Source organism: Clostridium thailandense, from assembly GCF_019207025.1.
GTDB lineage: Bacteria > Bacillota > Clostridia > Clostridiales > Clostridiaceae > Clostridium_AM > Clostridium_AM thailandense.
In genome coordinates this window covers 1-13,391 of the sequence record NZ_JAEEGC010000226.1, presented here as the reverse complement: position 1 = coordinate 13,391, position 13,391 = coordinate 1, and the positions used below count along the sequence as shown (strand labels likewise).

Genomic DNA, 13,391 nt, shown 5'->3' with positions numbered 1-13,391 from the left:
AGTGCTTATTTTTCTAAATATATTTATAATAAAGGGGATTTATTATATTTTCTATTTTTCCTCTAAGGTCTAATTCCTTAGGACAATTACTATTATAAACAGTAATTGTTACAATATTATTACATAGTTGTTACTTTATTATTTCATTTTTATTAATAACTTGTAAATTAATAAAAACATCTAGATTTATCGAGGCATTAAACTAATATAATTACCTATTCTTTATTTTCCATTTCACTATATATATTCCTAAGTCTCATCTCCTCTAATGATTTATCTGCTTCATCTGAAATCTTGCAAAGAGCATAAGTGATAAGTATAGTAACTAAATAAACTAACACCAAACTTGCAGATAACATAGAAATACCTCCTTAGAAATTTTAATAATTGTATGTTTTATTACAAAAATTTACGATAGTATTATTTAATAATCGTTATCCTTTACTCTATTATATTCAGTTGTTGCTAATATTGATACAGCATTTAGGGGTGAGAAGATAAAGTCAAAGGAGGTCTTTAAGATCTATTTCATCTTATACATTGAATTTTTACAATACTTTCACAAACAAAAAGAAGCCTAAATAATGGCTTCTTTAACTATATTAAATTACAATTTTATTAATTTATTATACTCTCTAACTATATTTAATTGTAGTTCTATTAATTTACTATATTCTTTACTTGTCATCGTTCTATATAAATTTATTGCACTTTGCACATTATATTTTTCCATTAACTCTTTTATATATTTATATTTTTTATTTCCCATATGTAACACTTCCTTTATATAAAAACTTTGTTATATCGACTTTTATTAAGATATACTAAAAATTGCTCTAATATTATACTTATTTTGGCTCATCTAAGCAGCTTGTACACTTTTATTATAATCATTTAATAAGGAATCTAGCCTTTGACTTACTTCAACCACTTCAACATCGGTTAGGCTTAATCCCCTTTCAATGGCATCATACATGCGCTTTCTCATTTTGTCGATTTCACTAATTAAATATTCATATTCTTGTGTATTTTTCATGGCTATACCTCCTTACATAATTTTACTTTTCTTATAATAATCTTTATTATTTTTATTATATTCTATATTTTCTAAATTTTCAATTACTTTGTGTTTGTTTTTTTATATAATAAAGGACACCCTATTTTTTTGGGTATCCTATTATGGCCACTGTACTAAATAGCTATTAATTTTTTATCTAATCTTACATAATATAAATTAATTGTATTTTGAAAATAAGCGCCAATGGGGATCGTATTAGAGCTTATTCTCAAAATATATCTATGATAAGGGGGACTTATTATATTTTTTCTCTAAGGTTTATTTCCTTAGTACACTTATTATTATAAGCAGTAATTATTACAATATTATTTCATATTTATTACATTATTGTGAACTTTACTAGATTTTCTAAAAAAATATGGACCGATATTTTTTAGATGCTAGATCAAATCATTTGGCAGCATTATAACTAAATATTACCTTGGAAGTACAACGAAAAAACACCACAGAATTCAATTTTGCTGAAGCTTGGAAACATACTATTTATCTTTCAATAGTTGAAAGATAAATACTGTAATGGATCCGAACATTAGAACTAAAAAGATTGGTAAGAATAGAGGCGATAGATTCTTTCCTGTAATTGAGTGCAATGTCAAATACGAGAATACTAAGACTACTAATAGTTTTACAGTTCCTATCATGTTTTTTAAAATTCTATACACTCTTTCTTTATTTTGCTCAGTTACTTGTATTCCCGTATTCCATATTTGCGGAAATCTTTCTATGAAAGATACTCCAATGAACATAATCCATCCAACGGCAAAAAGCACAATCAAGGAATTTTTATTTGTAATTTTATCAATATTACCAACAGCATTATAATGTCCTGGTATTTCATTGGGAATTGTTTTCCATGAAATAATCAAAATACTAGCTGTTCCAATTAAACATAACAAACTCAAAAAATTAATGATAGTATCATATTTGCTTCTTTTAATTTTCATTTACATACTCCTTGTATTATAAGCCCTTATAGACTATGATGATATGAAAATCTGTTGCCACACAACTCTTTCCAGACTTCATCACATTGGCAAAGAATTTCATCAGAGAGCTGACCTTTTTCTAGATATGCTAAATTTTGTTTCAAATGCTCCAAATGGCTTACTCCAATAATTACACTGTCCACATAGCTATAAGAAATACACCAACGTAATGCAAGCTCAAGCAACTTAATTTCATGTCTTTGTCCAATCTGTGTCAACTTCCCAATTGCTTCAAAACTGTCTTCATTCCAATATCTTTGATAATATCCACCTAAATCGGAAAAGCGCGAATTTTTAGCAGGATTTTCCTTTTTATGCTTACCGGAAAGTAATCCTCCTGCTATTGGATTATATATAACTAGGCCTACTTTATTTTTTTTAATACAAGGTACTAGTTCTGATTCTATGCCTCTTGTAATTAAATTATAAACACTCTCTGTTATACTTGGAGCTATCCAATTACGTTTATCACAAATCCATAAGGCATCCATTAGTTGCCATGCAGCAAAATTACTGATTCCAATATAACGAACTTTCCCTGATCTTACAAGAGAAGTCATTGCTTCCATTGTTTCTTCAAAGGGAGTTAGTGCATCAGGCGCATGCATATAATAAACATCCAGGTAGTCTGTATCTAATCGTTTTAAGCTCCTCTCAACAGATTCGATAATATGTTTTCTGCTAAGTCCCTTTCCATTAGGATCTGATCCCGATGGACCTCCAACCTTGCTTGCTAGAATTACATTTTCTCTGCACCCTTTAAGGGCTTTACCCAAAATCATTTCACTATGTCCCCCACTATAAATGTCTGCTGTGTCTATAAAGTTAATTCCATTGTCTAATGCATACTTAACAACTTTAATGCCTTCCTGCTCGTTTATCTGTCCACCAAATGTCATTGTCCCAAGGCAAACCCTTGATACAATTAAACCTGTTCCGGTTAGATTTTTATATTCCATATACAAAGCCTCCTACTATATATATTAACTTTATTATTCATTCTGCTTATAAACTATAATGCTATTGATTCCCTAAGATATTTCATTAAACCTTAAATTAGAATTTCACTTAATATTCGTTCAAATAATTTTGCAGTGAATCTGCTAACTTTCCAATATGTATTCCATCAATAAAAGAATGATGAACCTGCACAGAAAATGGGAGAATTATTTTTCCGTCTTTTTCAAAATACTTTCCCCAATCAAACAACGGTGTTGCATTGTCCTTTTTACCAGAGTTCGTATGTGAAATATGTGTATATGATATCCATGGCAACGGTGAAAATTGAAATACATCATTGCCTAATGGACCTGTGAAATATTCTTTTTGATTTACAGCCGCTTTTTTAGCTGTGATCACATATTGCTCTAATGTGTCTTTCATCTCAACATTAACAACTTTAAATAATTCTGTTTCTTTATCTAAATAAGTAAAGGCAGTATCTATTCGGTCAAAAATTACTACTTTTCCATCTACAAAACGATATCTAAATTCTTCTATATCATTTGCACATTTAGAAGCGGCATAAATAAGTGACATTGTAAATGAAAACTTCTTTTCTTTTATCTTTCTCAAGAAATTAGTGATGTCCAATTCAAAAGTGACACAAAATGATGGTTCAACACTGTCTCTGAATATCTTGCAATGTAATCTTCGTTTCCAATTTTTTTCATCAATTTCTTTATACGGACTTGACATGTTTTCTACCTTCTTTCAATTGAATTATTATTTATAATATTTATCTTTTATAAAGCCTACTTATTTAATTCTTGAACAAATTTATCCAAAAATAATGATATTGTATTTCTGTCAGATTGCGTTCCATAAAGATTTACACTAAGTGTTGCCTGATCATCAAATGTTGAGATAGCTAGCTGAAAATAAGGACTATATTTGATTGAACCGGTCATATATGCTTTAGTAATTTCAACTTCTCCAAAGACAAGTCGTGTCTTATCGAGTATTCCGATATTAGTAAATGCAATGAACGGATTAGTGAATCTCTTTTTTATAATGTCTCTTGCCAATTTATAAGGTAATACATCAAAGAGCTTTTCCAATATATTGATACTTTTAACGCAGGCAATATTTGATTTTTCTTTATCCATCGTCTTTTTTACCTTAAGAAGGGTTTTATCAAATTCTGTTCCAAGTTCTGAACCTATGCTGCAGGTAAGATTAGTACATAAATTACAAATACCATCTACTCTGCGATTCGGAAGATATTTTCTCAGGTCTACCGTACAAGTTATTGTAACCACACGGTGAAATATTTGAAAAAGGACACGCAGGTAAGCTGTAAGAATAACATCATTCACAGTAGCATTATGCTTTTTAGCATAAGCTTTAATTTGACAAAAATGCTCTTTTGAAATCCTTCGAATCTCAATAAAAGGATTGCTAAGATCACCTTCAAGTTCGAACTTAGCTGGATCAAGCGAAAGCATATCATTTTTACTAAACATTATTTTTAATTTATCACGTACTGAAAATGTCTTCAATATTTGACTTATCCTTCTATTACCCATTGGTGCTGGAAGAAAACTTAGGTTCTCTTTCATATTTGTGTAAATGTAACTGAGCATATAAAGATACTCTTTAAATCCAGCAGCATCGCATAACATATGATTAATTAGAACACAGATCGTATCATTTTTTTCATCTCGAATAACTCCAATCTTAAGCTGTGGACCATTTAGAGCATCGATTTCTTTACAGATAAATTCAGTAACATTTTTATCTGTATTTGATGTTTCTAGAAGTTTCACCATATCCTCTGCTGTATATCCTTTATCTTCCCAGTACGCCTGATTTTCTGTTTCATTGAAACTACTTCTAATCAGCGGAAATGCATTTGCTGAAAGGTTTACTGCTTTTTTTAAACGTTCTAAATCAAGCTTTTCTGCAAGCGTTGCTACAAAATGCAATGTATGATCATTGATATTTTTAACTTTAAAAAGGTGCTGAAGTGTATCCCATGCTTCAACTTGATAAGTAATCAATTGACTATTTGGCATTTTACTGAACCCTTCTCTCCACCGAATACTGATACTAAGTGAATACTATCTTACTATTTTTACTTAGCTAATTATAATTGTAGCATAGTTATATGACTTTAGATGGTTATTTTTTCAATAAACATAAATCATTTTTTTAGAATTGCTATTTGGTTTCTATTAATAAAGATAGATATTTAATGAGTTAAATTTAGATTTGATGTGTGGAGTTTACTTTTTATATAGTTAATATAATATAGTAATTGTCAACTATATAATTAGAGCCTATTGATTTTTAATCCTCCTGCTCATAATAGTTTAATCTGGTTAGAGCAAAATAAGTCCTTCTAATATCACGAATTTTTATGATTCTTTATTCTAATGAAGAAACAATAAGATATATGCCAAATGATGTCATGAATGTAGAGAAATCTCAAAAGCATTTAAATAAATTTGTATGTGATTGGGAAGAAAAACCACAAGTGAATTTTGAAATGGCAGTAATTTTAAAATATAATCAGGAAAAAATTGGTCGTTCCAGAATTAACTTAGATTATGAAACTGATACAGCAATGATTGGTTGGTTGCTATTAAAAAAAGATTGGGGTAAAGGTTATGCAACAGAAATGACACGGGCATTAATTGATTATAGTTTTAATGTATTAAATATGCATAGGTTTAGGAATATATAATTTAGGAATTATTTTATATGCTGTATCTATAGTAAATTATGCTAAACCTAAAATGAATGGAATAAATTTAAACGGATTATACCGAATGCCAAACTTTCTAAACATCATCGACGAGACTATCAAATCCATTCCACTTACCCCAAGAAATAACATTCATAAAGGCGTCTACATCCCTGCTAGCTATAAATCTTTTGATTAACGCATCTATGCCAAGTATTAATCAAGAAAAATATGTGAAACCATTATTTAAGTTTAGATAAATCTATAATGAACTTCTCCCCTACTTTTTTATATTCACCATCCATCTTGCCACTTTTTTCTGGATATTTAGCTGCGTATGGAGTTAGTGTTAACGTCTTAGCCTTTTCATTAATCTTTCCTGTTTTAAATAGTGCTTCATTTTTTGCATCATAGCTCATATAAAAGGAAACTTTATTACCTAAATCATCAGTTCCTCTTAACTCTATAGCATATGCTGATTTTGTTTTTAAATTAGTTTCCTGAGCTGAAGCATAAATTTTTTGACTAAGTGCATTATCTATATACTTGGTTAAAGTATATTCTTTACCATTTTCAAGCATAAATTTATTATTAAGTGTCATTTCCTTAGTGTCAGTTTTTAACTGATTGCCATTAGTTTTAAACTCAAAACTCCATAGTCCCTTTTTTTCTATATCACCTAATCTAATAGTATCACATAAAATTTTTACATTTAAATCTCCACTTAAATCTACTTTATCCAAAGTATAGGTCATTACTTCCTCTGTAGTGTATTCATCAATATTTCTAGCACTTCCACCAGCTGCATTACTTGCTTTTTTGCCATTTAGATAAATAGTGTTAAAGGGCATCCATGAGCTGTATTCTTTTAATTTTTCATTAGAACTTACATCATAAGAAACAGTCAGCTCATTTCCATCTAATATGACTTCATTTAGTTTCATCGTTATCCCCTTGTCGGTTACAGTTTTATTTACCACAGTCTTATATTCATCTAAATTTTTTTCTATTCCTAATAAACTACCTATATCTCTGCCAATAATATTACTTACCCTAGTTGCATATACTTCAGCATTACTACCTACTATTCCTGCGGTTATCACTAAAACCACTGCAGCTGCTAATGCTATATTTCTTTTGTAAGTCTTCTTATTGTTAATGGATTTTCTAAAAAACTTAGATTTTAGGTTTTTTCTTTCTATATCATTAAACTAAATCTTCTATATTTTCATATCTCAGATTTAACCTTCTTTCTAAAGCAAGCTTGCACTTATTTGTTCTCTACACTTAATATTTCGAGTGTTAAACTAGTATATCTATCAATAATTTAAAATAAGTTTGTTTTTTAATAGTTTACTTTTTATTTTAGTTAACATAATTTATAAATTGTTAACTAAAATCAATCGAATATTTTGAGTACTATGCCAAGTCCACTTCGGAAAATCTTGGGGATTTCAACAAATGCAAAAAACAGTCTGGAATCTCAGTTGAAAAAATTATCAACTAAACTACCAAACTGTCTCTTAATTGTACTAACTCAAAAATCTTATTATATAAACTTTTACATCTACTATAACACATTTACTCTAACCTTTTGTATAATAAATCTTTATAAAATTTTACTAAACTTGTCTATGACCTTTGAACTACTATATTTCTAGGTTGTTACGATTTTCTTTTAAACTTGAAGAATTTTAAAAATCAACTCAATTCCAGATACGTTGTCAGGTAATGGCGGTGATACAATAAAGCTGTAATTGGTATGTCCGTCTCCACCTGTCCCGCTTGTAAATCTACACTCATAAGGCTGGTTTATAAATAATTCAAAGTGAGTGTGTTCAAATCGACGTTCTACTGAATCACCTGAATTATCCCAATCTATATTGAGATTAACAACACTGCAATTGGAATATTGACGAATATAGATTAAGGCAAAAAAATCATTACAAGGACATATGCCTGATACTTTAGGATCTGGACTTCAGGCCTGCATTGCTGCTGGAATCATGACAGATCATGAATATTTAAGTACTCAAAAATAACCCTGATTATAGAACAAAAATTAAAACTGATACAAAAATTTGCTATTAGTGCATGCCTAATTTTATCTCTGCTGCAAGCTTCTCAATTTCTGGACTTACTTTCAAAAACAAATCCACAAGTATAGGGTCGAAGGATTTGCCCTTTTCCTCACGTATTATACTTAGTGATTCTTCAAAGCTATATGCTGCTTTATAAGCTCTAGTTGATATCAAAGCGTCAAACACATCTGCAATTGCCATTATTCTTGCACATAGCGGAATTTCATAGCCTTTAAGTCCCTTTGGATATCCTTGTCCACTCCATTTTTCATGATGATAAACAGCTATATCGTACGCCATATTTAAATAATTTTCGTCCTCTATCATTATAAAAGCTTTTTTCAGAATCTCTCCACCCTTTTCAGTATGTGTCTTCATAATAGCATACTCTTCATCATTAAGCTTCCCAGGTTTATTCAATATGCTATCAGGCACAGCTATTTTACCGATATCATGAAGTGCTGAAACAGCATATAAATAGTTTTTAAAGTTTTTGTTCACTTCACCCGAATAGTATCCTGATTTAATCAACTCTTCTGTTATTTTCTTTACATACATTTCAGTTCGCCATACATGTTCACCTGTAATTAAATCACGACTTTCAATTATATTGGCAAAGCTAATAATAATCTGTTCTTGTATGGAAACAAGCTTTGCTGTTTTTTCAGCAACCTCTATTTCCAAATTTTTTTGATAATCTTCCAGCAGCCTTTTACTCTCTTCACTTTCGGTTATATCAGTGTGAAGAATAACAAAACCTTGGAGTTCGTTACCTTTTACTATTTTTTCAACACTTGTTTCATACTCTCTATTATCATATTTAATCTTAGTGAGTTTTTCAGTATTTAGAACCTTAAAAAGATATTTCGATATATCTTCCAGCGGTACATTGGGAAGTGCTTTATCAAGCTCAAGAAAAAGCTCTTTGGCCTTTTTATTTGCACCTTTATAAATTTTATCTTTATCAATAACCACAACAGCATCTGCTATGGAATTTATAATAAATTCACGAGCTGTATCATTTATATCATAAATTTTCATTTTATAAATAAGTACCAAAAGTAAAATCTCTGATATTAAGATGCCTATGGAGTTTAAATCCATTTTTATTGGAAACAACTTTGAAACCCCATATTGCATTAATGGAATTGAAGGTAAACTCAATAAAAGTATATCCTCTAGCAACATCTTACTTCTATGCTTATATTTTTTAGCTTGATAAATAACAATTACACTCATACTGATTAGAAGTGTGTAATTCATAAACACATACACTGTATGCATAAAGCCATATTTTTTTATCAAAACAGGTATATTGTTTACAAAAGTCAATTCATAACTTGTATAAAAAACTTTTATCTTATCCATAAAAAGTGTAGAAAAAGTCAACACACTACAAACTATGACAAAAAAACATTTAATCCATTTAGGGTTTTTCAAATCATAAAAACTTATGAAAAACAAAAAAAATATATAAGTTATTGAACTGGCTCCGAAATAGATAATCTTATATGCAATTATTGATGCTTCTAAGCTTTTTGACTGTATAGAAAACCAATATCCCATTGATATTATTAAGGCATAAATAGAAATCATGAACATTATATTTTGTTGCTTTGAAGGTTTCTGAGCGTAAGTAGCAATAAGACATATTATTGCAAAAACTAATCCAACCGTATAAATTACAAATAAAAATTCATACATACTTTACATAAACCCCCCTATAAAATTTTCATTTCTATCTCCTCAAAACTCCACATTCTAGGTATACATGTATCAGTCACATTATATTTCTTTTTCATACACTTATAACTATACTATATTCTACCATAGTTTTACTTTATTTAACAATTTTCTTTTTTCTCTTCAAAGTAACTCTTTTGATGGGTGCAAACAATATAGACATCCACACCAGAAAAGACTTATACGCAGGTATATGTTTCCAAAGCTGAAGACACATATAAAAACTTTTTAGTCAATCTTAGCGAAACGTTTTAGAAAATCTTAGAATCATTTATATGTTTGAGGCACGAGTTTATAAACGATTCTTAGATTTTCAAAATGTTGAGCTTTAGATTGACAAAAAGTTTTTATAGTGCCGAAGCTTGGAAACATATACCGGAGTGTAAGCCTACTTTCGGCCGTGGATGTCTATACAAACCACTAGTGCATCCTTACCGATTACAAAATATACTATTTTCAGTTGATTAATAATAGTATAATACTTTTATAGCTGCATGTGTAAAATTGTATAAAATACATAATAGGGAGTGATAATTAATGATATCTGCAGAGTTAAAAATAGGAAGGACTTTTGGAATCAGATTTGAACATGGAAAAGACTTTATGGCTGAACTTGAAGAATTTTGCAAGGTAAATAATATAAAGCAAGGTTATGTTCCATTCTTTTCTGGAGATTTTAGTGAAATAACTATAGTTGCTACCTGTTCTAAAACAGAACATCCTGAAGCACCTATGCTAAATTCAAAAGCATACTTTGAAAATGTAGAAACCTTTGGCTGCGGCACAATTGCATATGACAAAGAAACAGAAAAAATACTGCCTCATTTTCATATAAGCATTGGAAGCAGACTTAATTCCGCTGTAGCACACACCAGCCATTTTATTAGTGGAAAGGTTCAATTTCTTATTGAGATGGTTTTTGTAGAAGTTCTATCTCCTTCAATGGAAAGAATTATAGATGAGAATGTGTTTAATCTAAAACTTCTGGACTTTATTTAAAATTATTATAATTCCAAATCTCAAAATGTATTTTTATATATAAAGGTAGCTAGCACTCAACCTATACTTGGGGATATGTTGAGTGCTAGCTGTGTTTATTTATAAATTTTTATACACTATCTTCCAATCCTTTTCTTCATTTCGTCTTTTAATGCTGTTCTTCTTCTATTCAAATTCATTATATTGTCATAATATGTATTAAATTCTTCTTCTCTTTCTAAAAAAGTATATATATCCTTTAATACTCCGCAATAATAAGCTGCTTTCTCATACCTCGTTCTTTTTGCAGCATCTATATGTAAACTAATCATTCCCTTAAGCATACTACCAGCAGAACTCAAATATAGATCTCTTTTATTAAAATCCTCTGAAGAATTTTCTATATCCGTAATGCCTTCATCTTCACATAATTTTATATTTTCTATAAAGTCCCTAAGATCTTCAAGTTCTATATTCTCATCCTTTAACCCACGATAAACCAATGCCTTTAAACCATATTTCAAATATTCATATCTAGAACCACCATAGGATATTTCAACAGATTCTATAAGTTCTTCTATTAACCCTTCATAAGAAAAAATTCTTATTAATACACTTTCTACATTATAACGCTTTTTGGTAGATATAATTTTAATTGCTTCATTAACAAATATATCTAAAGCATCAATTTTATTTGCTAAGACACGTGCTTTCTTATAATAATCATAGGAAGGATTATTATAAAACAACTTCTTTGCAACTTCAAAAGCCTCTGGGATTTTATTCAAATTTTCATAACAATCAATAAGAGTTTCTTTTAAAGATTTTTGTATAAATTCTACTGGAACTTTAGAAATTGCTACATTAATATTCTCCACTGCCTTCTCCCAGTTTTCAATATGGACATAGGCATCTACCACCTCAAGATAAAAGTTTGAATTGTATACAACAAAACTTTCTGCAAGTTTTACAGCATCGAATTTACTGTTATATTTTTCATAAAAACCCTTAAGAAGTTTAAAAGCTGCGTTTTGTAAAATCCAGTTATCAAATTCCTGAATCTTTTCCCTTATTACTTTTTCTATGGATGATAAATCTCCTATATAATTAATCATATGCGCTGTACATCTCTCCCCAAAACGCAGCCACATTTCAAAAGCCTCATTTGCCAGTTCTACTTTATCTTCTATACATTTTTTTATACATAAATAGTATTGATCAAAAACATCATTCCAATCAACTGCTATATAATCTTCTGGCAAATCAGTTCCTAATATTTCCTCATCAGAGCTGGCTTCATAAATACAATTTAGAAGATCTTCAAAGGCTCTAAAGGCAATATCATAATCTCCATTTCTAGAATGCATTAGTGTTATATTTAAATATTTAGCAAAATCTTTAGCCCACTGACAATCATCAAATATTTCTTCGTCATAACTATCCCAATATTCATTATATGTAGATTCTACATGTAAATCGCCATTAAGACAACTTTCACAAAAATTTTTTACTTCCATTAAAAACTTTGAAGTATGCCCTGCACCAACACTTTCTAAAGCCAATTTAAGATTAATATATTTTGATATGAATTGAATTTTTTCTTTTTCTTCAAGTCTCTCCATCAAATAAATTATTAAATCTGATAATTTCTCCTTGTCAAAGGTCATTAATATTTCTTTTTCTTTGCTCATAAATTTCCCTCTTTCATATTAATGTTCATCTTATTGTTATCATACAATAAATCTTCTTCACCTGCAAAACCTTACATGCATTACTCAACAATAGTCTGTGGTGAAATAGGTATCACAAATCCTAATAACTTTCTTAATAAAGCAAAAATGAGGTGAATCGCACCACATTTTACTGAACTTCTTCGTTTACAATTTTCAACTCTCATATCTATATATCTTATACTTTATTTCTACTGAATATTTATCTACTTCAAAATATCATTCAACAACTCCATCATATGCATAAGATGACAAATCTTCAACCTTTATTTTTTTCTGTAAATCATAAATCACTGCATTGTCAATAGAATTTAATACCAAAAATTTCTCAAAGGGTAGAGACTTTTCTTAGTACAATTTCTCCTTTATATCTGTAACGCAAAAATAAAGGGTCTGTCGCACTTATCTAAGTACGACAGACCCTTTATTTATTTTATAAAACTTACATAAAATACTGCTAATTAAACTTAATTATATAGTTATCTAAAGAATTTTAGATTCATGCCCACTATCGGTGCACAGTCAAATATATTTCTTTATAGATACCCAAACCAGACATTTAACTTATACGCAGGGATGTGTTTCCAAAAATGAAAGCACATATAAAAATTTTTTTATTATTCTTAGCGAAGTATTTTAGAAAATCTTAGAAGCTTTTATATGTCTGAGGTACGAGTTTATAAAAGTTTCTTAGAAATATATGAAACTCCTCTTCCTTACGTCAGATGAGTAAGCGATTCACACAAAATCAAAGATTTTGTGTGAATCGCTTAAATACTGAGCTTTAGAATAATTAAAAATTTTTATCGTGCTGAAGTTTGGCAACATATGCCGGAGTATAAGTTAAATGTCGGCCGTGGACATCTATAGTTACTACCCTAATGATTTTATCTTTCAACTATCATAGCAGTACCCATTCCACCACCTATGCAAAGAGTTGCTAAGCCTTTCTTTGCATCTCTTTTTTGCATTTCATAAAGTAAAGTAGTTAATATTCTAGCACCAGAGCATCCAACTGGATGACCAAGAGCAATAGCTCCACCATTTACATTTACCTTGCTCATATCAAATTTTAAATCTTTTGCGACGGCTAAACTCTGAGCTGCA

General features: G+C 29.6%; 12 protein-coding genes and 1 pseudogene. 2 read left to right on the top strand and 11 right to left on the bottom strand.

Annotated elements, in window-relative coordinates; genetic code table 11:
- Window positions 1-215 precede the first annotated feature (215 nt).
- The 7 genes from I6U48_RS28890 to I6U48_RS28860 all read right to left on the bottom strand — a co-directional run bounded on the left by I6U48_RS28890 (window position 216) and on the right by I6U48_RS28860 (window position 5,081).
- Window positions 216-359, bottom strand: a complete 144-nt coding sequence (locus I6U48_RS28890) for a hypothetical protein (RefSeq protein WP_218323970.1) — start codon at window positions 357-359, stop codon at window positions 216-218.
- Window positions 360-607: 248 nt separating this feature from the next.
- A complete protein-coding gene (locus I6U48_RS28885; protein WP_218323969.1) occupies window positions 608-769 on the bottom strand; it encodes a hypothetical protein in 162 nt (53 codons plus the stop codon).
- 93 nt (window positions 770-862) lie between these two features.
- Complete coding sequence (locus tag I6U48_RS28880) at window positions 863-1,036, bottom strand: aspartyl-phosphate phosphatase Spo0E family protein (protein ID WP_218323968.1); 174 nt, start codon at window positions 1,034-1,036, stop codon at window positions 863-865.
- A 521-nt stretch (window positions 1,037-1,557) separates the two neighbouring features.
- The gene (locus tag I6U48_RS28875; RefSeq protein WP_218323967.1) at window positions 1,558-2,022 is read right to left on the bottom strand and encodes a DUF1648 domain-containing protein; all 465 of its coding nucleotides are present in this window, start codon (window positions 2,020-2,022) and stop codon (window positions 1,558-1,560) included.
- A 26-nt stretch (window positions 2,023-2,048) separates the two neighbouring features.
- Window positions 2,049-3,023 (bottom strand): aldo/keto reductase, encoded by a 975-nt coding sequence (locus tag I6U48_RS28870; protein ID WP_218323966.1) that lies wholly within the window; start codon window positions 3,021-3,023, stop codon window positions 2,049-2,051.
- Between the two features lie 109 nt (window positions 3,024-3,132).
- Window positions 3,133-3,762 (bottom strand): chloramphenicol acetyltransferase, encoded by a 630-nt coding sequence (locus I6U48_RS28865; RefSeq protein WP_218323965.1) that lies wholly within the window; start codon window positions 3,760-3,762, stop codon window positions 3,133-3,135.
- A 56-nt stretch (window positions 3,763-3,818) separates the two neighbouring features.
- Window positions 3,819-5,081 carry a hypothetical protein gene (locus I6U48_RS28860; protein ID WP_218323964.1) on the bottom strand — a complete coding sequence of 421 codons (1,263 nt, stop codon included), beginning with the start codon at window positions 5,079-5,081 and terminating at the stop codon, window positions 3,819-3,821.
- A gap of 380 nt (window positions 5,082-5,461) precedes the next feature.
- Here I6U48_RS28860 and I6U48_RS28855 point away from each other — a divergent pair, with 380 nt between their 5' ends.
- The gene (locus I6U48_RS28855; RefSeq protein ID WP_218323963.1) at window positions 5,462-5,752 is read left to right on the top strand and encodes a GNAT family N-acetyltransferase; all 291 of its coding nucleotides are present in this window, start codon (window positions 5,462-5,464) and stop codon (window positions 5,750-5,752) included.
- Window positions 5,753-5,994: 242 nt separating this feature from the next.
- Here the strand turns inward: I6U48_RS28855 and I6U48_RS30425 are convergent, their stop codons facing one another.
- Entirely contained in the window at window positions 5,995-6,912 is a 918-nt protein-coding gene (locus I6U48_RS30425) for a DUF4179 domain-containing protein (protein WP_312891159.1), read from the bottom strand.
- 927 nt (window positions 6,913-7,839) lie between these two features.
- Window positions 7,840-9,537, bottom strand: coding sequence for an HD domain-containing phosphohydrolase (locus tag I6U48_RS28845; RefSeq protein ID WP_218323962.1), 1,698 nt, complete (start codon window positions 9,535-9,537; stop codon window positions 7,840-7,842).
- Window positions 9,538-10,113: 576 nt separating this feature from the next.
- Here I6U48_RS28845 and I6U48_RS28840 point away from each other — a divergent pair.
- Complete coding sequence (locus I6U48_RS28840; RefSeq protein ID WP_218323961.1) at window positions 10,114-10,575, top strand: PPC domain-containing DNA-binding protein; 462 nt, start codon at window positions 10,114-10,116, stop codon at window positions 10,573-10,575.
- Between the two features lie 116 nt (window positions 10,576-10,691).
- Here I6U48_RS28840 and I6U48_RS28835 read toward each other — a convergent pair whose 3' ends face one another.
- Together I6U48_RS28835 and I6U48_RS28830 are read right to left on the bottom strand one after the other, a co-directional pair.
- Window positions 10,692-12,245 carry a hypothetical protein gene (locus tag I6U48_RS28835; RefSeq protein WP_218323960.1) on the bottom strand — a complete coding sequence of 518 codons (1,554 nt, stop codon included), beginning with the start codon at window positions 12,243-12,245 and terminating at the stop codon, window positions 10,692-10,694.
- Window positions 12,246-13,171: 926 nt separating this feature from the next.
- A pseudogene (locus I6U48_RS28830) lies at window positions 13,172-13,391 on the bottom strand (acetyl-CoA C-acyltransferase); the annotation flags it as partial.

Excerpts from the sequence above, each read along its gene's own strand:
- I6U48_RS28890 (WP_218323970.1), bottom strand. The coding sequence starts at position 359 with ATGTTATCTGCAAGTTTGGTGTTAGTTTATTTAGTTACTATACTTATC.
- I6U48_RS28885 (WP_218323969.1), bottom strand. The coding sequence starts at position 769 with ATGGGAAATAAAAAATATAAATATATAAAAGAGTTAATGGAAAAATAT.
- I6U48_RS28880 (WP_218323968.1), bottom strand. The coding sequence starts at position 1,036 with ATGAAAAATACACAAGAATATGAATATTTAATTAGTGAAATCGACAAA.
- I6U48_RS28875 (WP_218323967.1), bottom strand. The coding sequence starts at position 2,022 with ATGAAAATTAAAAGAAGCAAATATGATACTATCATTAATTTTTTGAGT.
- I6U48_RS28870 (WP_218323966.1), bottom strand. The coding sequence starts at position 3,023 with ATGGAATATAAAAATCTAACCGGAACAGGTTTAATTGTATCAAGGGTT.
- I6U48_RS28865 (WP_218323965.1), bottom strand. The coding sequence starts at position 3,762 with ATGTCAAGTCCGTATAAAGAAATTGATGAAAAAAATTGGAAACGAAGA.
- I6U48_RS28860 (WP_218323964.1), bottom strand. The coding sequence starts at position 5,081 with ATGCCAAATAGTCAATTGATTACTTATCAAGTTGAAGCATGGGATACA.
- I6U48_RS28855 (WP_218323963.1), top strand. The coding sequence starts at position 5,462 with ATGCCAAATGATGTCATGAATGTAGAGAAATCTCAAAAGCATTTAAAT.
- I6U48_RS28845 (WP_218323962.1), bottom strand. The coding sequence starts at position 9,537 with ATGTATGAATTTTTATTTGTAATTTATACGGTTGGATTAGTTTTTGCA.
- I6U48_RS28840 (WP_218323961.1), top strand. The coding sequence starts at position 10,114 with ATGATATCTGCAGAGTTAAAAATAGGAAGGACTTTTGGAATCAGATTT.
- I6U48_RS28835 (WP_218323960.1), bottom strand. The coding sequence starts at position 12,245 with ATGAGCAAAGAAAAAGAAATATTAATGACCTTTGACAAGGAGAAATTA.